17 protein-coding genes are annotated in these 18,874 nt (G+C 65.7%); 8 read left to right on the top strand and 9 right to left on the bottom strand.

The features are described 5' to 3' along the window. Positions 1-122: 122 nt before the first annotated feature. From AB4099_RS22720 to pobA, 5 genes are all read left to right on the top strand, one after another. The gene (locus AB4099_RS22720) at positions 123-3,500 is read left to right on the top strand and encodes a transglutaminase family protein (protein ID WP_441479707.1); all 3,378 of its coding nucleotides are present in this window, start codon (positions 123-125) and stop codon (positions 3,498-3,500) included. Positions 3,501-3,508: 8 nt separating this feature from the next. Next, positions 3,509-6,028 (top strand): circularly permuted type 2 ATP-grasp protein, encoded by a 2,520-nt coding sequence (locus AB4099_RS22715; protein ID WP_441479706.1) that lies wholly within the window; start codon positions 3,509-3,511, stop codon positions 6,026-6,028. Next, positions 6,025-6,909, top strand: a complete 885-nt coding sequence (locus AB4099_RS22710) for a transglutaminase family protein (RefSeq protein ID WP_441479705.1) — start codon at positions 6,025-6,027, stop codon at positions 6,907-6,909. The genes AB4099_RS22715 and AB4099_RS22710 overlap by 4 nt, the downstream gene beginning before the upstream one ends. Positions 6,910-6,911: 2 nt before the next feature. Continuing rightward, entirely contained in the window at positions 6,912-7,613 is a 702-nt protein-coding gene (locus AB4099_RS22705) for an HAD family hydrolase (RefSeq protein WP_441479704.1), read from the top strand. A gap of 62 nt (positions 7,614-7,675) precedes the next feature. Continuing rightward, the gene (pobA, locus tag AB4099_RS22700; protein ID WP_113515401.1) at positions 7,676-8,848 is read left to right on the top strand and encodes a 4-hydroxybenzoate 3-monooxygenase; all 1,173 of its coding nucleotides are present in this window, start codon (positions 7,676-7,678) and stop codon (positions 8,846-8,848) included. A 3-nt stretch (positions 8,849-8,851) separates the two neighbouring features. Here the strand turns inward: pobA and AB4099_RS22695 are convergent, their stop codons facing one another. After that, a complete protein-coding gene (locus AB4099_RS22695; RefSeq protein WP_113515258.1) occupies positions 8,852-9,211 on the bottom strand; it encodes a winged helix-turn-helix transcriptional regulator in 360 nt (119 codons plus the stop codon). Positions 9,212-9,309: 98 nt separating this feature from the next. On the opposite strand from AB4099_RS22695, the gene AB4099_RS22690 reads away from it, so the two are divergent. Continuing rightward, the gene (locus tag AB4099_RS22690; RefSeq protein ID WP_113515256.1) at positions 9,310-10,323 is read left to right on the top strand and encodes a zinc-binding alcohol dehydrogenase family protein; all 1,014 of its coding nucleotides are present in this window, start codon (positions 9,310-9,312) and stop codon (positions 10,321-10,323) included. 56 nt (positions 10,324-10,379) lie between these two features. Here AB4099_RS22690 and AB4099_RS22685 read toward each other — a convergent pair whose 3' ends face one another. Together AB4099_RS22685 and AB4099_RS22680 are read right to left on the bottom strand one after the other, a co-directional pair. After that, positions 10,380-11,825, bottom strand: coding sequence for an aldehyde dehydrogenase family protein (locus AB4099_RS22685; RefSeq protein ID WP_113515254.1), 1,446 nt, complete (start codon positions 11,823-11,825; stop codon positions 10,380-10,382). 186 nt (positions 11,826-12,011) lie between these two features. Continuing rightward, positions 12,012-12,164 (bottom strand): hypothetical protein, encoded by a 153-nt coding sequence (locus tag AB4099_RS22680; RefSeq protein WP_441479703.1) that lies wholly within the window; start codon positions 12,162-12,164, stop codon positions 12,012-12,014. Between the two features lie 207 nt (positions 12,165-12,371). On the opposite strand from AB4099_RS22680, the gene AB4099_RS22675 reads away from it, so the two are divergent. Further along, positions 12,372-12,860 (top strand): pyridoxamine 5'-phosphate oxidase family protein, encoded by a 489-nt coding sequence (locus AB4099_RS22675; protein WP_162768139.1) that lies wholly within the window; start codon positions 12,372-12,374, stop codon positions 12,858-12,860. Between the two features lie 9 nt (positions 12,861-12,869). Here the strand turns inward: AB4099_RS22675 and AB4099_RS22670 are convergent, their stop codons facing one another. The 4 genes from AB4099_RS22670 to AB4099_RS22655 form a co-directional block, all read right to left on the bottom strand. After that, positions 12,870-13,547, bottom strand: coding sequence for a phosphatase PAP2 family protein (locus tag AB4099_RS22670; protein ID WP_441479702.1), 678 nt, complete (start codon positions 13,545-13,547; stop codon positions 12,870-12,872). Between the two features lie 41 nt (positions 13,548-13,588). Beyond that, on the bottom strand, positions 13,589-14,500 hold the full coding sequence (locus tag AB4099_RS22665; RefSeq protein WP_113515248.1) for a diacylglycerol/lipid kinase family protein: 912 nt from the start codon (positions 14,498-14,500) through the stop codon (positions 13,589-13,591). Between the two features lie 50 nt (positions 14,501-14,550). After that, positions 14,551-15,444 carry a transglutaminase-like domain-containing protein gene (locus AB4099_RS22660; RefSeq protein ID WP_113515246.1) on the bottom strand — a complete coding sequence of 298 codons (894 nt, stop codon included), beginning with the start codon at positions 15,442-15,444 and terminating at the stop codon, positions 14,551-14,553. A gap of 231 nt (positions 15,445-15,675) precedes the next feature. Further along, positions 15,676-16,047, bottom strand: a complete 372-nt coding sequence (locus AB4099_RS22655) for a PRC-barrel domain-containing protein (RefSeq protein WP_441479701.1) — start codon at positions 16,045-16,047, stop codon at positions 15,676-15,678. A 313-nt stretch (positions 16,048-16,360) separates the two neighbouring features. Here AB4099_RS22655 and AB4099_RS22650 point away from each other — a divergent pair, with 313 nt between their 5' ends. After that, positions 16,361-16,624, top strand: a complete 264-nt coding sequence (locus AB4099_RS22650; RefSeq protein WP_113515242.1) for a glycine zipper domain-containing protein — start codon at positions 16,361-16,363, stop codon at positions 16,622-16,624. 61 nt (positions 16,625-16,685) lie between these two features. On the opposite strand, the gene AB4099_RS22645 is transcribed toward AB4099_RS22650, so the two are convergent. Together AB4099_RS22645 and AB4099_RS22640 are read right to left on the bottom strand one after the other, a co-directional pair. Next, complete coding sequence (locus AB4099_RS22645) at positions 16,686-17,435, bottom strand: UTRA domain-containing protein (RefSeq protein ID WP_441479700.1); 750 nt, start codon at positions 17,433-17,435, stop codon at positions 16,686-16,688. Positions 17,436-17,452: 17 nt separating this feature from the next. Then, positions 17,453-18,820: a formimidoylglutamate deiminase gene (locus tag AB4099_RS22640; RefSeq protein ID WP_441479699.1), complete on the bottom strand. Its 1,368-nt coding sequence runs from the start codon at positions 18,818-18,820 to the stop codon at positions 17,453-17,455. Positions 18,821-18,874 lie beyond the last annotated feature (54 nt).

Genomic DNA, 18,874 nt, shown 5'->3' with positions numbered 1-18,874 from the left:
TGCGCAACGGATTGATAGACCGACGCATTCTTGCGCAGCGACAGCTTTGCGAGCAATCGAAGCTAGGGCTATCCTCAGGCAGAGCCGTGCCGTGGGCACGCCCGACCGAGCAGGTGTCGCCCTTGGCCATCATCGCCGCGCTGAACCACGTCACCCATTACCGCTACGATCGCCCCGTCGTGCTCGGCCCCCAGATCATCCGGCTGAGGCCCGCGCCGCATTGCCGCGCAGCAATCAAGAGCTATGCGCTCAAGGTCTCGCCAGCGCAGCATTTCGTGAACTGGCAGCAGGATCCGAGCGGCAACTGGCTCGCCCGCTATGTCTTTCCCGAACCGGTGAACGAATTCCGCATCGAAGTCGATCTCGTCACCGAGCTTTCGGTGATCAACCCCTTCGACTTCTTCGTCGAGACCAATGCGGAGACCTTCCCCTTCGTCTATCCCGAGGAGCTCCAGGCCGAGCTCGCTCCCTATCTCGTCACGGAGCCGGCCGGGCCGCTGCTGATCGATCTCCTCGCCAGGATTCCGCGCGAGCCGGTCAACACCGTGAACTTCGTCGTCGATCTCAACGCCCGGCTGCAGGGCATGATCGCCTATGGCATCCGCATGGAGCCCGGCGTGCAGGAGCCGGAGCACACGCTCCAGATCAAGTCAGGCTCGTGCCGCGACACGAGCTGGCTGCTGGTCCAGATCCTGCGTCAGCTCGGGCTCGCCGCCCGCTTTGTCTCCGGCTACCTGATCCAGATGAAGGCGGATATCGATCCGCTCGAGGGGCCGCGCGGCACCGACAAGGATTTTACCGATCTCCACGCCTGGGCCGAGGTCTATATTCCCGGCGCGGGCTGGATCGGGCTCGATCCGACCTCGGGGCTGCTGACCGGAGAAGGCCACCTGCCCCTCGCAGCGACACCGCATTTCCGCTCGGCCGCGCCCGTGAGCGGCGTTGCCAGCTATGCCGAGACGACCTTCGACTTCGCGATGAGCGTCGAGCGCGTGCATGAAGTGCCGCGCATCACCCTGCCCTTCTCCGACCAGTCGTGGCAGCGCCTCGATGCGCTGGGCGAAAGGGTCGATGCCGATCTCGCAGCGCAGGATGTGCGCCTGACGATGGGCGGCGAGCCGACCTTCGTCGCGACCGATGATCAGGAGGGTGCGGAGTGGAACACCGCCGCAGTCGGCCCGACCAAGCGCCGGCGCGCCGATGAACTGATCCGTCGGCTGCGCAGCCGCTTTGCGCCGGGCGGCATGCTGCATTACGGCCAGGGCAAATGGTATCCGGGCGAAAGCCTGCCGCGCTGGGCCTTCGCGCTCTATTGGCGCGAGGACGGCGAGCCGATCTGGCGCAATGCCGCCTTGATCGCGCGCGAACCCGGCGCCGTAACCGGCGGCGACCGTGAACTGGAAGCGGCGACCTCGACACGCGATGCCGAGGCACTCGCATCGGGCCTTGCGGAGAAACTGGGCGTCGGGGCCGACCATGTGCTGCCCGCCTATGAGGATACCGGCCATTGGCTGCTCAAGGAGGCCCAGCTTCCGGATAATGTCGACCCGCTCGACCCACGCCTCGCCGACCCGGAGGAACGCGCCCGCATGGCCCGTGTCTTCCAGCTCGGCCTCGGCAATCCGCGCGGCTATGTCATCCCGGTGCAGCGCTGGCAGAGCCAGGCAGGCGACCGGCGCTGGCGCTCGGAAAAATGGACGCTGAGACGCGGCAAGCTCTTCCTGGTGCCGGGCGATTCACCGGTCGGCTATCGCCTGCCGCTCGGCTCTCTGCCAGCCGTGCCGGAGGCGGAGTATCCGCATATCCATCCGCAGGATCCGATGGAGGCGCGCGGCCCCCTGCCCGCGTCCGGCAGCGCGCCTGCGGCGCTAGCGGCAGAGCCCGCGCCTACGGTGCACCGGCATGCCCAATTCTCGATCCCCGGCGAGGTCCCCGCAGGTGCCGCGGCCCAGGATCGCGTCGAACAGGAGATCGGGCGCGAGCATGTGCGCACCGCGCTCAGTCTCGAGGTCAGGGACAATGTGCTCTGCGTGTTCCTGCCTCCCGTCGAGCGGCTGGAGGATTATCTCGACCTCATCGCCAGCGTCGAGGCCGTGGCCGAGCAGACCGGGATCGCCGTCCATATCGAGGGCTATGCTCCCCCCTCCGACCCGCGCCTCAACGTCATCAAGGTGACGCCCGACCCCGGCGTGATCGAGGTCAATATTCATCCTGCAAAGAGCTGGCGCGACGCGGTCGAGATCACGCGCGGCGTCTACGAGGAGGCTCGTCAGGCCCGGCTCTGCGCCGAGAAATTCATGGTGGACGGCCGCCATACCGGAACGGGCGGTGGCAACCATGTCGTGCTCGGTGGTGTCACGCCGTCCGACAGCCCCTTCCTGCGCCGCCCCGATCTGCTGAAGAGCATCATCCTCTACTGGCAGCGCCACCCCTCCCTCTCCTTTCTGTTCTCCGGCCTGTTCATCGGGCCGACCAGCCAGGCGCCACGCATCGACGAAGCCCGGCACGACCAGCTCTACGAGCTCGAAATCGCCCTTGCGGCGGTTCCGAAGCCGAGTGAGAAGCCGATTCCGCTCTGGCTCGTCGACCGCCTGTTCCGCAACCTGCTGGTCGATGTATCCGGAAACACCCACCGCACCGAGATCTGCATCGACAAGCTCTATTCGCCGGACGGGCCGACCGGCCGGCTGGGCCTGATCGAGTTCCGCTCCTTCGAGATGCCGCCGGATGCGCGCATGTCGCTGGCGCAACAGCTTCTGGTGCGCGCGCTGATCGCCTGGTTCTGGCGCGAGCCGCAGCAGGGCAAGCTGGTGCGCTGGGGCACGAGCCTGCATGACCGCTTCATGCTGCCGGAGATGATCTGGCAGGATTTCGGCGAGGTGCTCGCCGATCTCACGCATGCCGGCTATCCGTTCGACCCGGTCTGGTTCGAAGCGCAGCAGGAGTTCCGCTTCCCGTTCTACGGCAAGGTCAACCATGGCGGGGTCGAGCTCGAGCTGCGCCAGGCCCTAGAACCCTGGCACGTCATGGGCGAGCAGGGAGCGATCGGCGGCACCGTACGCTATGTCGATTCCTCGGTGGAGCGGCTGCAGGTCAAGGCAAGCGGGCTCGTTCCCGGTCGCCATATCATCACCTGCAACGGACGGCGCCTGCCGATGACCCCGGTCGCGGGTTCCAGCGAGGCGATCGCAGGCCTGCGCTTCAAGGCCTGGCAGCCGGCCTCAGGGCTGCACCCGACAATTCCCGTGCATGCGCCGCTGACTTTCGACATCGTCGACAGTTGGGTCGCCCGGTCGCTCGGTGGCTGCGTCTACCATGTCGCCCATCCCGGTGGGCGCAATTATGAGACACCGCCGGTGAATTCCTACGAGGCCGAGGCACGCCGCCTCGCCCGTTTCGAATCCATCGGTCATAGTCCCGGCCCGCTGGTGATTCCGGTGGAAGAGCGCAGCCCGGAATTTCCGATGACCCTCGATCTGCGCCGTCCAGCAGGACTCTAACCAAGGCCATGGCTTTGCAGGGCCGATCGCCGTCGACACGTCTCCGAGCGGAGCGGCGCAATGCGCTGCTGGCCGATTATCGCCCCTTGCCTGGAGCCTATGACGAGCTCATGGCGCCCGATGGCAGTGTACGCCCGCATTGGGAACCGTTCCTCGCCGAGTGGAGCGGGCTCTCCCAGGATGAACTCGGCCATCGCTTCGGGCTCGCTGATCGGCATGTCCGCGACACCGGCGTGTCCTATCGCGTGCATGGCGATCTCGATGCAAGCGACCCGCTGGCCGGGGAGCGCTCCTGGCCGCTGAATCATGTCCCGCTGATCATCCCCGGCGCGGAATGGCAGACCATTGCTGCCGGCGTGGCGCAGCGTGCGACGCTGCTCTCCTCCCTGCTTGGCGACATCTATGGACCCGGCGAGATGATCGCCAAGGGCCTGCTCCCTGCGGCGGTCGTAACCGGCAGCCCGGACTATCTGCGCCCGCTGCAGGGCACGGCCAATGGCGGCACGCTCCAACTCTATGCCGCCGATCTCGGACGCGGGCCGGACGGGCGCTGGTGGGTGCTCGGCGACCGTACGCAGGCGCCCTCCGGCGCGGGCTATGCGCTGGAGAACCGGCTGGCCCTGGGCCGCGCCTTCCCGGACCTGTTCCGGACCATGAATGTCGAGCGGCTGGCCTCGTTCTTCCAGGGGTTCCGCGCCGGGCTTGCTGCAAGTTCACGCCGGGTCGAGCCGCGGATTTGCCTGCTGACACCGGGCGCGCTCAACGAAAGCTATTTCGAACACGCCTATCTCGCGCGCTATCTTGGCTTCCTGCTGGTCGAGGGCGGCGATCTGCTGATGCGCGACGGGCGCGTCCATGTCCGCACCATCGCCGGCTTGAAGCGCGCCGATGTGATCTGGCGCCGGATCGACGGCGATTTCTCCGACCCACTCGAGCTCAACTCCGCTTCGGCGCTCGGCGTCGCGGGTCTCGTCCAGGCGGTGCGGCAAGGCAATGTCCAGATCGCCAACGGGCTCGGCTCGGGGGTTGTCGAAGCGCGAGCGCTCATGGGCTTCCTCCCGGCCCTCGCTGAGCACATCCTCGGTGACGAGCTGATCCTGCCGCATATCGCGACATGGTGGTGCGGGCAGCAGCGCGCACGATCCGAGGTGATCGACCGGCTTGGCGAGATGAGCATCTCGTCGGCCTTCCGCGCCTCGGTCGACGGCCTCAATGGCAACACGATCCTGCCCGGCGAGTTTTCGCCTGAAGCGCGCTCGGCGCTGCAGGCACGGATCGAGGCACGCGGGCTCGACTATGTCGGGCAGGAGATCGTGCGCCTCTCGACCATGCCGGTCTTCCAGGGCGGCCGGCTGCAGCCTCACCCGATGACGCTACGCGTGTTTGCAGCCGCGACTCCCGATGGCTGGACGGTGATGCCGGGCGGCTTCTGCCGTATCTCCGAGGACGCGGACGCACGCGCCGTCACGCTCGGCAATGGCGTGCGCTCCAGCGATGTCTGGATCACCTCCGACAAGCCTGTCGAGCAGGTGACCCTGCTACCAAGCGCCGACCGCATCAGCATCCGCCGCATCATCGGCACCATGCCGAGCCGCGCAGCCGACAACCTGTTCTGGCTCGGACGCTATCTCGAGCGGACCGAGGCAACCTTGCGGCTGGTGCGCGCATTGCTCGGCCGGCTGATCGATGCCGACGACGCCACGCCCGAGCGGGCGGAGACCCTGCGCCGCCTCGCCAACCTGCTGATCGCCTGGGGCGCCGCCCCGACGGGCAAGGAGCATTCCACCGCCTCCCAGGCCTCCGACGCGCTGCACAGCCTCGACCAATATGGCTCCGCCCTTTCCTCGGTCCGCGAAGCACGGCGCACGGCCTCGGTCATTCGCGAACGCCTGTCGATCGACGCCTGGCGCCTCTTCGGCGACCTGCAGCGACAACTGACGCTCAACGGCGACAAGCCGAGCGAGGGCGATGCCTATGAAACGGCCGACACCGCCCTGAAGACGCTCGCCGCCTTCTCGGGCCTGAGCCAGGAGAACATGGTGCGGGGTGCGGGCTGGCGCTTCCTCGATATCGGGCGGCGGCTGGAGCGCGGCATCGCGACCTGCCGTTTTGCCCGCCATTTTGCCGACTCGTCTGCGCCGGGCGACTGTCTCGACGCCCTCCTCGACCTGACCGATTCGCAGATCACATACCGCTCCCGCTATCTGCTCGGCCCGGCACTCGCGCCCGTACTCGATCTCGTGATGCTCGACCCGTATAATCCGCGCTCGGTCGCCTTCCAGATCGACCGCCTCGATGTCGAGATCGCCGTGCTGCCGACGCTGAGCGAAGACGGCATGCTGGAAGCGCCGCGCCGGCTCGCGCTCAAGCTCGCAGCCGAATGCCGGACCGCCGAGGCAAGCCGCCTCGACCGCACCAGCATCCTGTTGTTCGAACAGTTGCTGATGGGGCTGGCGAGCGCTGTGGCGGACCGCTACTTCCTGCAGAACAGCGAACCCGAAGGCTCGCGGATGACAGGCATCGCGTGATCTACGACGTCCGTCACGTCACGACCTATGCTTATGGTCGGCCTGTGCCCTTTGCACGCTGCATCCTGCGGCTGCTGCCGCGTGACGGCGTCGGTCAGAGCGTACGCAAGAGCAGCCTGAGCGTGACGCCGCGGACCAGCGAGCGCAATGACGGGATCTGCTTCTTCGGCAATCACATGACAACCCTGACCATTACCAAGCCGCATCGCGAGCTGAAGCTCGACATGCGGGCGCGGGTCGAGGTGAACCGGCCGGCGGCGCCTTTTCCCGGCCTGACGCGCAATTGGGAAGAGGTCGGTGCGCTGGCTCTCGCGTCCAGCAGCCTCGCGCCAAACTCCCCGGCGCACCAGCTCTTTCCCAGTCGGCTGGTGCCACCGGTCGCCGAGGTAGTCGACTATGCGCGTTCCAGTTTTGCGCCGCAGCGCCCCGTGCTGGAAGCGGCGAGCGAGCTGATGCGCCGCATCCGCACGGATTTCGTCTATGATCCCGAGGCAACCGAAGTGTCGACCCCGCTCGCGGAGGCCTTCCGCCAGCGCCACGGCGTCTGCCAGGATTTCGCGCATATCATGATCGCCGGTCTGCGTGGGCTCGGCCTGCCGGCTGCTTATGTCAGTGGCTATATCCGCACCATTCCGCCGCCGGGAGAAAAGCGTCTCGAAGGGGCCGATGCCAGCCATGCCTGGGTGCATCTCTGGTGCGGGCCGGAGACGGGCTGGATCGGCCTCGACCCGACAAACGACCTCGTCGTTGCCGACGATCATATCGTCACCGCGATCGGCCGCGACTATGCCGATGTCTCGCCGCTCGATGGCGTGATCGTCGGTCCCGGCACGCAAAAGGTCGGCGTCGCCGTCGATGTCATTCCGGTGCAGGAAGCCTGAGGATGCTGCCGCTGCGCGGACTGCTCTTCGACAAGGACGGCACTCTGCTCGACTATGGCGCGAGCTGGCCGCCGATCAACCTCGAGGCCGGGCTGCTCGCGGCCGATGGCGACGCTGAACTGGCCGCGGACCTGCTTCGACGCGCGGGAGCGGATCCGGAGACGGGCCAGGCGCTGGCCGATAGCCTGCTTGCGGCCGGGAATACGGAAGAACTGGCGCATGCCTGGCGTGAAGCCGGAAGCCCGCTCGGGATTGCCGCCCTGGTCGGGCGTCTCGATGCTCTCTTTCAGGCTTCGGTCGCGCGGATGGTTCCGGTCTGCGAGCTATCCGCGCTGTTCGATCGCCTGCGTGCCCGCGACCTCGCGCTCGGGATCGCTTCGAGCGACAGTGCCACAGCTGTCTCGGCCACGGCCACGCATTTCGGGATCGCGCCGCATCTCTCCTTCATTGCGGGCTATGATTCCGGCCATGGCGCCAAACCCGGCCCCGGCATGGTGCAGGCCTTTTGCGCCGCCTGCGGGCTTTCTCCTGGCGAAGTCGCGGTGATCGGCGACAACGCCCATGACATGGAGATGGGCCGTGCGGCCGCTGCCGGCCTGCGTATCGGCGTGCTGACGGGAACTGGAACGCGCACGACGCTGGAGCCGATCAGCGATCTCTGCCTCGGCAGCATCGCGGAACTGGAGATCGCGCTTTTCCCGTGATCGTTGCTATGGCAACTTAATTGCGGCTCGCCGGCTGAGAGCGAGGGTTGCAGGGAACGCTCGTGCGCACGCAGGTCGCCATCGTCGGCTCGGGGCCAGCCGGGCTTCTGCTCGGCCAGTTGCTGCATAAAGCCGGCATCGACACCGTCATCATTGAGCGCAAAGCCCGTGACTATGTGCTTTCACGCATTCGCGCCGGCGTGCTCGAGCAAGGCATGGTGCGGCTGCTCGAGGAGGTCGGCGCCGCGGGCCGGCTGCATGCCGAGGGCCTCAGGCATGATGGCTTCGACCTGCTCTTCGGTGGGGCGCGCCACCATGTCGACCTCGCCCGACTGACCGGCGGCCAGCACGTCACCATCTATGGCCAGACCGAAGCCACGCGCGACCTGATGGACCTGCGCGAGGCGTCCGGTGCCGCGACCGTCTTCGAGGCTGAGAACGTCGCCCTGCATGATTTCGACCGCGACAAGCCCTCCGTCACCTTCGTCAGGGATGGTCAGGCACAGCGCCTCGATTGCGAGTTCATTGCCGGCTGCGACGGATATCACGGCATTTCGCGGGCCAGTATTCCCGAGGCTGCACTCCAGAGCTTCGAGCGGGTCTATCCCTTCGGCTGGCTGGGCATCCTTGCCGAAGTCCCGCCCGTCTCGCACGAGCTGATCTACGCCGGCGATGAGCGCGGCTTCGCGCTCTGCTCGATGCGTTCGCCCCACCGCAGCCGCTACTACGTGCAGTGCTCGCTCGACGACGATGTCGGGAACTGGTCGGATCAGCGCTTCTGGGACGAATTGCGCCGGCGCCTTGATCCGGCGACCGCCGGGGCGCTCGTCACCGGCCCGTCGATCGAGAAATCGATCGCGCCGCTGCGCTCCTTCGTCGCCGAGCCGATGCGGTTCGGGCGCCTCTTCCTCGCCGGCGATGCCGCCCATATCGTGCCGCCGACCGGCGCGAAGGGGCTCAATCTCGCAGCCAGCGACGTGCATTACCTGTCGCAAGCGCTGATCGAGCATTTCACGGAGCACTCATCGGCCGGGATCGACGCGTATTCGGCCAGGGCCCTGGCGCGTGTCTGGAAAGCCGAACGCTTCTCCTGGTGGATGACTTCGCTGCTGCACCATTTCCCGGAGAATGGCGCCTTCGCACGGCGGATGCAGCGGGCCGAGCTCGATTATCTCGTCTCGTCGGACCACGCTATGGCCGCACTGGCTGAGAATTATGTCGGACTGCCCTATTGAAGCTCAGGCGGCCGCTTCGACCGGCGGCGCATTCCGCAGATTGGCTTCGCCCCAGGCCTTGAGCGCCAGGATGATCGGCTCAAGGCTCCGCCCACGCGCGGAGAGGCTGTATTCCACCCGAGGCGGCACTTCGGGATAGACGACGCGAATGATCAGGCCGTCGGCCTCCAGTTCGCGCAGCTGATTGGTGAGCATGCGCTGGGTCACCTGCGGCATGCGCTTGCGGATCGCGTTGAAGCGCATCGTCCCGTCCATCAGGAAATAGAGGATGATGCCCTTCCACTTGCCGTCGATCAGGGCGAGCGTGCTCTCGACCGGACAGCCCGGCAGGCAGTTCGGGGTCTTGTGGCGCGCCCGGCGCATGACGGTATCCTTTTCGATACTATAGGCGAAAATTGTGCGTTCTTGCGATGAGGGAGTGTATCTCTCATCTCAGAGCTCCCGCAATCAAGGAGCCCGCCATGCGCGCCATCGGCTATCGTAAATCCCTCGCCATTTCATCGGACGAGGCCTTGCTCGACTTTGATCTGCCCGAACCTGTGGCAACCGGACGAGACCTTCTCGTTGCGGTGAAAGCCGTCTCGGTGAACCCGGTCGACACCAAGGTGCGCATGCGCAGCGAGCCGAAGCCCGGTGATACCAAGGTTCTCGGCTGGGACGCGGCGGGCATCGTCAAGGCGGTGGGGCCCGAGGTGACGGACTTCAAACCGGGCGATGCGGTGTTCTATGCCGGCGCGATCGATCGCCCTGGCAGCAATGCCGAGTTCCATCTCGTCGATGAGCGCATCGTCGGGCGCAAGCCCGCCACGCTCGGCTTCGCCGAGGCCGCCGCGCTGCCGCTGACCGCGATCACCGCCTGGGAGACGCTGTTCGACCGGCTCAAGGTCAAGGATCCGGTATCCGGTGCGGCCAAGGCGATCCTGATTATCGGCGGAGCCGGCGGTGTCGGTTCGATTGCGATCCAGCTCGCGCGTCAACTGACCGATCTGACGGTGGTCGCCACCGCCTCGCGGCCCGAGACGAAGGCCTGGTCGCTGGAACTCGGGGCCCACCACATCGTCGACCATACGCAACCGCTCGCCGCGCAGGTCGCGGCACTGGGAATCGGCGCGCCAGGGCTGGTGTTCTCGACGACCCATACCGACACGCATATGCCGGCGATCCTCGAACTGATCGCACCGCAGGGGCGGATCGCACTGATCGATGATCCAAAGACACTCGATGCCATGCCGCTGAAGAGCAAGAGCCTGTCGCTGCACTGGGAGATGATGTTTGCGCGCTCGCTGTACCAAACGGCGGACATGCAGGCGCAGGGCGACCTGCTGGCGGAAGTCTCGCGGCTTGTCGATGCCGGCAAGGTCCGGACCACGCTGAGCGAGACTTTCGGGACGATCAACGCCACCAATCTGAAGCGGGCGCATGCCCTGATCGAGAGCCATCGCGCCAAGGGCAAGATCGTGCTGGAAGGCTTCTGAAACGAAGAAGGGCCGCGCCTTGCCGGCGCGGCCCTTCTGTCGGACATCAAGGACGATCAGGCGAGCGTGTAGGCCGTCTTCACCGTGGTGTAGAATTCCCGGGCATAGGCGCCCTGCTCGCGCGGGCCGTAGCTCGAGCCCTTACGCCCGCCGAACGGCACGTGATAGTCGACGCCAGCCGTCGGCAGGTTGACCATCACCATGCCGGCCTCGCTGTTGCGCTTGAAATGCGTCGCGTGCTTCAGCGAGGTCGTGCAGATGCCGGCGGCAAGGCCGAATTCGGTGTCATTGGCGATTGCCAGCGCCTCTTCATAGTTCTTGGCGCGGATCACGCTCGCAACCGGGCCGAAAACCTCTTCGCGCGAGATGCGCATGGCATTGCTCGCCTCGGTGAAGAGAGCCGGCTGCATGTAGAAGCCGGGGCTCTCGCGCTTGAGCACTTCGCCGCCCCAGGCGAGCTTTGCCCCCTCGTCCTTGGCAATGGCGACGTATTTCAGGTCCTGGTCGAGCTGGCTCTGATCGACGACCGGGCCGATATGGGTGCCGGCCTTCAGGGCATCGTCGACGACGAGGCCCTTCATGCGCTCGATCGCAGCCTCGACGAAGCGATCATGAATGCCTTCGGTGACGATCAGGCGCGAGGAAGCCGTGCAACGCTGGCCGGTCGAGAAGAAGGCGCCGTTGACCGCGGTCTCGACCGCGAGCTTGAGATCGGCATCGTCCAGCACGACGAGCGGGTTCTTGCCACCCATCTCGAGCTGAACCTTCTTCATCGGGTTGGAGGCGATGCAGGCCGCAGCAACCTTGCGGCCGGTCGAGACCGAGCCGGTGAAGCTGATCGCATGCACGTCCTTGTGCTCGAGCAGCGCCTGCCCGACCACCGAACCGCGGCCCATGACGAGGTTCAGCACGCCCTTGGGCAGGCCGGCGCGCTGGATGATGTCGACCAGCGCCCAGGCCGAGCCCGGCACGAGATCGGCCGGCTTGATCACGACGCAGTTTCCGTAGGCGAGCGCAGGGGCGACCTTCCAGCCCGGGATTGCGATCGGGAAGTTCCAGGGCGTGATCATGCCGATGATGCCGACCGGCTCGCGCGTGACCTCGACACCGACGCCCGGGCGAATGGAGGGGATCGCCTCACCGGCAAGGCGCAGGCACTCGCCGGCGAAGAAAGCGAAGATCTGGCCGGCGCGGGTCGCCTCGCCAATGCCCTCCGGCAGCGTCTTGCCCTCTTCCCGCGAAAGCAGGCGGCCGAGCTCCTCCTTGCGAGCAAGGATCTCGTCCGACGCCTTCTTCAGGATCTCGTAGCGCTCTTGCGGGGTGGTGCGGCTCCAGGCCGGAAACGCAGCCTTGGCAGCCGCGACGGCATTGTTCAGGTCCTCGATCGACCCCTGAGCATATTCGCCGACTACGTCATTGGTGTTGGAGGGGTTGATGTTGCGCGAGGCGTTCGAGCCGCCCACCAGCTCACCGGCGATCAGGTTCTTGAAAATCTCAGTCATCGCTGCCTCTCGACCCGTCGGGACAATTCTCGGTGCCGGTGTTAACGCCTTTGTCAGGCGAGCGCCATTCGTCCCGCTCATGGCTCACCGGCGCCTCAATCCGCATACAGTATGCAGAGAGTTTCTGTCGAGACGATCGATTCGCCCAAGGCCGGTTCGAGAGGGCCGGCGTGGAGGGAGTAAGGCTCACTTCTCCTTGATCGACAGCCCGTTCTTTCCGACCGAGATCTGCACACCATCCGGCTGCTTCTTTTCTTCGTAGAGGGCATAGCCGGTGACCGCGAGGCCAGCGATCAGAACAGCGACGAGCAGCAGAAGCGTATTTCGGGAGGTGAGCATCAGTGATCCTATGGTGCGGAAGCCGCAACGGGGCGACACCCGGTCAACGTTTCGCGAGTGCCGGCGGTTCCGCCTCATCATTCCGTGATCGGCATTGCCTCGCAGTGGAAAGGCGTGAAGAGTTCCCAGAGTCCCGTCACTGGGGAACGGACGTCCCAAGGCGCGCTCCCCGATGACAAAGCCGGCGGCATGGAAAGGCAGGCGACAATGGTCGAGACACCGCTCCAGCAACGAATTTGGACCGCCCTCACCGATCACACGATCTGCATGGTGTCGACCATCGTCCGCGGCCGGATCAGGACCCGGCCGATGTCGGGGCATGTCGATCGTGAAGAGCACCGCATCCTGTTCGTCACGCACAGCCATACCGGACCGGTCGAAGAGCTCGATGCCTCGCAGACCGCCTCGATCGCCCTGAGCGACGAGAACCACAATTTCTATGCGACGATCGAGTGCCGTGCGGAGCGGCTTGATGACCCCCAATTGCTCAAGAGAATCTGGAGCCCGTTAGTGGGAGCCTGGTTCCCAAACGGCCCTGACGATCCGGATGTGACCTTGCTGGCCCTGTCGCCGCTTTCAGCCGAGATCTGGGACGGCCCATCGAGCGCCGTCGTGATCGCCTTCAAGCTTGCCACGGCCAAAATCCTCGGGCGGGCGCCGGATCTCGGCGTCAACACCACGATCGATATGCGCTGAGGCGGCGGCTCAGCCGGCGGAAGGGGCGCCGCCGCTGGCGGGCTCCGACTTTGTCGTGCCCTGTCCGGCAAGGGCGAGCGAAAGGCTCGACCACGCAATGCCGAGGCACCAGCCGGCGAGCACGTCGCTTGGCCAGTGGACGCCCAGATAGATCCGGCTCACGCCAATCAGCAGCAAGAGGACCCAGGCCAGTCCGACGCTGAGCCGTGTGATATCCCGATGTTGGGACGCCAGGCCGATGAAACCGGCAATACCGAGCAGGACTACTGCGGACAGAAAAGCATGCCCGCTCGGGAAGCTCGCAGTGAAGACGATCGCGGTCGGCTCGACGATGTCGGGGCGCGCCCGGCCAATCCCGATCTTCAGCATCGTGCTGACCAGCGTTGCCAGCACGACATTGACGATGAGTGCGTTGGCGAGGCGCCGATAGCCGGCAAGCCAGAGGGCAAGCGTCGCGGCGAGGGTCATGAAGCCAAGCCCGACGAAGCTGCCGAGGCCGCTGATGTCCCGCATCATCTCGGGCAGCCAATGCGGCCCGATCGGCGCGGCCGGGTCCCCAGCTTGCCGGAACAGCAGGATGAGGCCGGTATCGAAGGCGAAGGTCCGGCCGGACAGGATGAACAGCGTCAGGCCGAGAAAGGCGAAGGCCGCTGCGACCGGGACAAGAATGCGGGGATGAAACGACATCGAAATCCTGAATGATGGCAACCGACCGGAGGAACGTGTCTCTAGCCGTGTGCCCGGCCCGGGGGCACCCGGCAGGCGATGATGCTCACCGCCTTTGGCAGAAGGCGATAACGGAGCTCGCCGGCCTTGCGCTCGACCTCGCCGTCGAAGGTGATGTGACCGCGCTTCTTGTCGCGACGCGTCAGCGTGACTTCGTCACCGGTATAGGAGGTCAGATTCTGGGACGAGCGCCAGTGCCCCGATGCGACCGACAGCGCTGCCTTGGTGCGGGAGAGAAGGCCGCCCGCATTGAGGATATGAACCTCGAAGACGCCGCCATCGAGCCGGCTGCGGCGCCATTCGGGCCCATCGAAACTATTGATGGTGACAAGCACGGCATCGGCCTCGACCTGGCGGCGCTCCTGGCCGATCCGGATGTCGACGGTGATCGCCCGGGTGAACAGGATGGAGCGCGTCGCAGCGACCGCAAAGGCGACCGCGCGGCTGAAGGGAAAGCGCCTGCGCGCATATTCACGTTCGCGCGCCATCAGGCTGAAGAAGCCCATTCCCGAGATCGAGTGGAACAGCCGGTCGTTGACGCGGCCGATGTCCATCGTCACCGGCGCCCCGGTGCAGAGCGCCTCGATCTGGCCCTCCAGCGTCCCGATGAGGCCGAGATCCCGCCCAAGGATATTCACCGTCCCGAGCGGGAGAATCCCTACTGGCCGTCCGGCCTCCAGCAGGACCGGCAGCACGCCGTTGATCGTGCCGTCGCCACCAGCAATGACGGGGGTTGCCGCATCATCGGCGATCGCCGTCGAAAGCGCATGATGCAACTCGCGCGGCGGCACGAGCCGGACCTCCGCCTTGCAATCATGGGCATGGAACGCGGCCTCGATCCTGGCCGCGAAGGCCTCGGGCCCTGCGGCCAGCACGGTTCCCGCCCGCGCATTGACGATCACGATATGGCGCATGACGCCCTGATATCATCCCATCCATGCCGGAGCCCAGGCCAATCGGCATTTCACACTGCAGCGGCCCGCTCCGCGCGCCACTCAACACGGTCTTTGGTCACAATCATGGCAGTGGCCGCGTCTTCGACCTCTTCGGTCGTGACCTCGAAATGCTGCAGCGAATGGGCTCCGAAGGAATTGAGCATCGCGACGTCGGTCGCGTCGCGCCCGCGGGCGATCACGATCCGGCCGATGCGGCGGGCATTGTGACGGGCGTCGAACGTGTACCAGCGGCCACTGAGGAAGACTTCGAACCAAGCGTTGAAATCCATTGGGGCCGGGTCCTTCGGCACGCCGATATCGCCGAGATAGCCGTTGCAATAACGCGCCGGGATGTTGAGGCAGCGGCAGAGGGTCACGGCAAGGTGGGCGAAGTCGCGGCAGACGCCGATCCGTTCCTCGAAGGCCTCCGCCGCAGTGCGCGTGTTGCGCGCATAGGCATAGCCGAAGGTCAGGTGATTATGGACGAAATCGACGACGGCCTGGACACGCTGCCAGCCCGGAGGGATCTGGCCGAAGAGCTGCCAGGCGCGGTCCCCGAGCTTGTCGGTTTCGCAGTACCGGCTGCCGAGCAGATAGATCAGCACCTCGTCGGGCAGCTCGGACGGCTGCACTTGGCGGGCGGCCGGATTGAAGGGATCGAGCTCGCCGGAATCATGGAGAAGTCCTGCTGAACTCAGCCGGATCCCTCCCGCTGGGGCGACAAGCCGGCGACAGATATTGCCGAACGGGTCGCGATATCGCTCGACCGGAACATGGAGACGCGGATCGACCAGGGAGACCGCTGTCATATCGTCTTGGCGGATGACATCGTGCTGACGGGAAGGATGCACATCGAGCATCGTCAACAGCGGCAATTCCTGCTGAGCGACGAGTTCGATGCGATAGCCGTAACGGATCTGCATGAGGGGCTCCTGGCAGCAACTGAACCGCGCAACCATCCGGGGGCAGTCCCGCACGTGCCGGCGATGGTGGAAGGGCGCTGTCAGGATGACGCGCAATGAGCGGATTGGTTCCCGAAAAAGGGAAGGAGCCGGACCTCCAAACGGAAGATGCGGGCCTTTCGGCCCGCATCCCGCCGTCACGACGGTTCGGCTGGGGGGATAGCAACCGCCGCGACCTGCAGCCGGCGGTGCCTACATCATCCAGTAGGGCATCGTGCCGTAGTAATCATGCACGCGCTTGCCGTAATTCCTGTCGTCCCAGTCGGGCTCGCCTTCGCTGTCATACATCGGCGCGGCCTCGAGCTTCTCCTTGGTGAGAGGCACGACATAGCCGCCACGATTGGTGTCGTAGTCGAGCACGCTCCAGGGAATGGGGTGATATTTCTCGCCTAGCCCGAGAAAGCCGCCGAAGGACATGATGGCGTAGGCTACCTTGCCGGTCTGCTTGTCGAGCATCACGTCATAGATTTCGCCGAGATGGTCGCCCGACGCATTGTAGACGCTGGTCCCGGCGACACGCGCGCCGGCAATGAGCGGATTTCCCGTGGTAGCAGTTGCGGTCATTGGAGCCTCCATTGAAGGGCGTCGCGGTGGCTCGCACCGCAGTCTGCCGGATCAACGCCGCGGAATCCGGAAGGTTCCAGGCAAAAGCCGAACCGCTCCACTCCCTGTGGAAGACAACCCAGGGTGTCTCCGCGCCACATGGTGAAGCCATAAATGGAACATTAATCCTTTGTCATGGTTGCTATGTCGCGCGATGTTGGTTGCGTCGCCCGTTACGGATCGTGTCTCGATCCTTCCGGGCGCGTTTCCATATCGAACGGAGCGGTTCGGACTGTGCATTAGGCCTGTCGATTGCATCCTGGGAGTCAAGACAATGAAGAAGCTTCTCATCCTCGTCGCGGTCGCGGCCTCGCTCGGCGCCTGCACGCAGCGCGAGCAGAACACCGGAACCGGCGCCCTGCTCGGTGCGGGTGCGGGTGCACTGGTTGGCGGCCTCGCCACTGGCCGCGCGGGTGGCGCGCTTGCAGGTGCCGCGATCGGCGGCGCCGGCGGCGCGATCATCGGCAGCGCCACGACGCCTGACCGTGTCTGCTACGGTCGCGACGAATGGGGTCGCCGCGTTCGCTATGCCTGCTGAACCGTCCAGCGGCTGAAAAAATGGGAAAGGCCCGCACTCGCGGGCCTTTTTCATGTAAGGCTTAGACCGCGCCGTAAGGGCCGAAGCGACCAACGAAGCGGTGGCGCCCGCCAGGATAGAGCAAGCGGACCGCCGTCACCGGCTGGTTCTGATTCCAGGTGCGGCGCTCAACGAGCAGGCACGGCTCGCCCTGCTCGATTTCCAGCAAACTCGCCTCCCGTTCTCCCGCAGCCACCGCACTGATCGCGTGCTCGGCCTGCGACCAGAGACTGTGCTGCAGCAACCAGTCGCCGGGGGGCGTCGTCTCGAATCGTTCGGCCGCAGTTGCGGGCACGGTCGCGAGGTGGATCACCCGCTCCTCCAGCACATGCGGTTGCCCGCCGCTCCGATGCAGGGTCACGAGATGGGCCACCTGCTCCGAGCGCTTCAGTTCGAAGCCCGCAGCGACTTCAGGTGATGGCCGTCCGTCCCGCCGCGATAGAATCTCGAAGGAATAGTCCTGCCCGAGCTGCCGCACCTCATCGGGTATCGACAGGATGTCGAGCATGGCGTGGCTCGCCGGCGGGTTTGCCACGATGGTTCCGGACCGCCGGCGCCGCGTGATAAGCCCTTCGCGCGCCAGCTGCACCAAGGCGCGATGCACCGTCATGCGCGAAGCGCCGAGCCGCTCCATCAGAGCGTGCTCCGGCGGCACCGCCGTTCCCGGAGGCCAGGCCCCGTTCAGGACGAGATCCCGGATGGCGCGGCGGATCTGGTCATAGACCGGGCCCGTGCCATCCAGCTTTACAGCCTCGATCCCGTTATCCGACATGACGATCCTTCAAGGACTCAGGCAAGCAGCCGACGCATCGTCGCCGCGAATCGGTTCGCCACGGCTGCGCGCGCGACATGGCGACCTTCGCTGACAACCTGCCGCCCGCCAACCAGCACATCACGCAGCGGGAAGGCATTGGCAGCGAAAATCGCACTGTCGAGCGCCGCCTCGCCGCGCTTTCCGACCAAGGCGGGATGATCGAGATCGAGCGAGACGAAATCGGCACGCTGCCCGACGCTGAGGCTTCCTATCGCACGGCCGCAGGCCTGCGCTCCGCCGGCACAGGCCTTTGCCCAGAGTGCATGACCCGTGGAGGCTTCAGCCTCCGCCAGCAAGGCGCGCCCGCGATCGCGCAGACGCTGGGAGTATTCGAGTTGGCGCAGCTCGGCGCCGGCATCGATCTGGATGTTGGAATCGCTGCCGACACCGAAGGCCCCGCCAGCAGCGTGGTAACGCACGCCATCGAAGATGCCGTCGCCAAGGCTCGACTCGGTGATCGGGCATAGTCCCGCGACCGCCCCGCTTCGCGCGATGGTATCACGCTCCGCATCTGTCAGATGGGTGGCGTGGATCAAGCACCAGCGCCGGTCCAACGCGATGCTGTCCGTCAGGAATTCGACCGGGCGACGCCCGGTGATGGTCAGGCTGTCCTCGATCTCGCGCATCTGCTCGGCAACATGGATGTGGATCGGTCCATCAGGTCTCAGGTCAAGCAGCCACTCCAGATCCTCAGGCGAGACGGCGCGCAACGAATGAGGCGCGACGCCGAGCCGCGAATCCGGCAGAGCGCCGATCGCCCCTGCGCTCGCCTCCATGAGCCGGGCAAAGCTGTCGCGGCTATTGATGAAGCGACGCTGGCCGTGGCTCGGTGCCGCACCGCCGAAATTACCGAAACGATAGAGCACCGGCAGCAGGGTCAGGCCCATGCCGGTTTCGTGGGCGGCCGCCGCAACGGCCTGCGCCATGGCCGCGATATCGGAATGGGGTTGGCCGTCCTTGTCGTGATGCAGATAATGGAACTCGGCGAGCGCGGTGAAGCCGCCTTCCAGCATTTCGACCATCGCCTGAGCCGCGATCGCCTGGACGTCGTCGGGATCAAGCCGGTCGAGGAAGCGATACATCACCTCGCGCCAGGTCCAGAACGAATCCGCCGTGGCGCCGCGCCGCTCGGACAGGCCCGCCATGCCGCGCTGGAACAGATGGCTGTGGAGGTTCGGCATGCCCGGGAGCGTCAGCCCGGCCAAGTGCAGGGCACCGGCCGGAGCGGCTTTACCCACGCTCACGGAGGCGATTGCACCCTCCGCGATGGTGAGCGTCACGTTGTCGGCAAAGCCCTCCGGCAGGAGTGCCTGGGCGAGATGCAGGGTCGGGTTTTGTGTCACGCTGGCTCCTCGCTCGATTTGCATATGCAAATGACACTTGCTAATTGCATATGC

Origin of the sequence: Allobosea sp. 2KB_26 (assembly GCF_052115715.1) — a bacterium.
Lineage (GTDB): Bacteria > Pseudomonadota > Alphaproteobacteria > Rhizobiales > Beijerinckiaceae > Allobosea.
Note: the sequence above shows the minus strand (reverse complement) of the source record. Positions and strands in the feature narration are given on the sequence as shown.

Coding starts and splice junctions, on each gene's coding strand:
- AB4099_RS22650 (WP_113515242.1), top strand. CDS start 16,361: ATGAAGAAGCTTCTCATCCTCGTCGCGGTCGCGGCCTCGCTCGGCGCC.
- AB4099_RS22675 (WP_162768139.1), top strand. CDS start 12,372: ATGGTCGAGACACCGCTCCAGCAACGAATTTGGACCGCCCTCACCGAT.
- AB4099_RS22665 (WP_113515248.1), bottom strand. CDS start 14,500: ATGCGCCATATCGTGATCGTCAATGCGCGGGCGGGAACCGTGCTGGCC.
- AB4099_RS22685 (WP_113515254.1), bottom strand. CDS start 11,825: ATGACTGAGATTTTCAAGAACCTGATCGCCGGTGAGCTGGTGGGCGGC.
- AB4099_RS22690 (WP_113515256.1), top strand. CDS start 9,310: ATGCGCGCCATCGGCTATCGTAAATCCCTCGCCATTTCATCGGACGAG.
- AB4099_RS22680 (WP_441479703.1), bottom strand. CDS start 12,164: ATGCTCACCTCCCGAAATACGCTTCTGCTGCTCGTCGCTGTTCTGATC.
- AB4099_RS22705 (WP_441479704.1), top strand. CDS start 6,912: ATGCTGCCGCTGCGCGGACTGCTCTTCGACAAGGACGGCACTCTGCTC.
- AB4099_RS22695 (WP_113515258.1), bottom strand. CDS start 9,211: ATGCGCCGGGCGCGCCACAAGACCCCGAACTGCCTGCCGGGCTGTCCG.
- AB4099_RS22670 (WP_441479702.1), bottom strand. CDS start 13,547: ATGTCGTTTCATCCCCGCATTCTTGTCCCGGTCGCAGCGGCCTTCGCC.
- AB4099_RS22715 (WP_441479706.1), top strand. CDS start 3,509: ATGGCTTTGCAGGGCCGATCGCCGTCGACACGTCTCCGAGCGGAGCGG.
- AB4099_RS22655 (WP_441479701.1), bottom strand. CDS start 16,047: ATGACCGCAACTGCTACCACGGGAAATCCGCTCATTGCCGGCGCGCGT.
- AB4099_RS22660 (WP_113515246.1), bottom strand. CDS start 15,444: ATGCAGATCCGTTACGGCTATCGCATCGAACTCGTCGCTCAGCAGGAA.
- AB4099_RS22645 (WP_441479700.1), bottom strand. CDS start 17,435: ATGTCGGATAACGGGATCGAGGCTGTAAAGCTGGATGGCACGGGCCCG.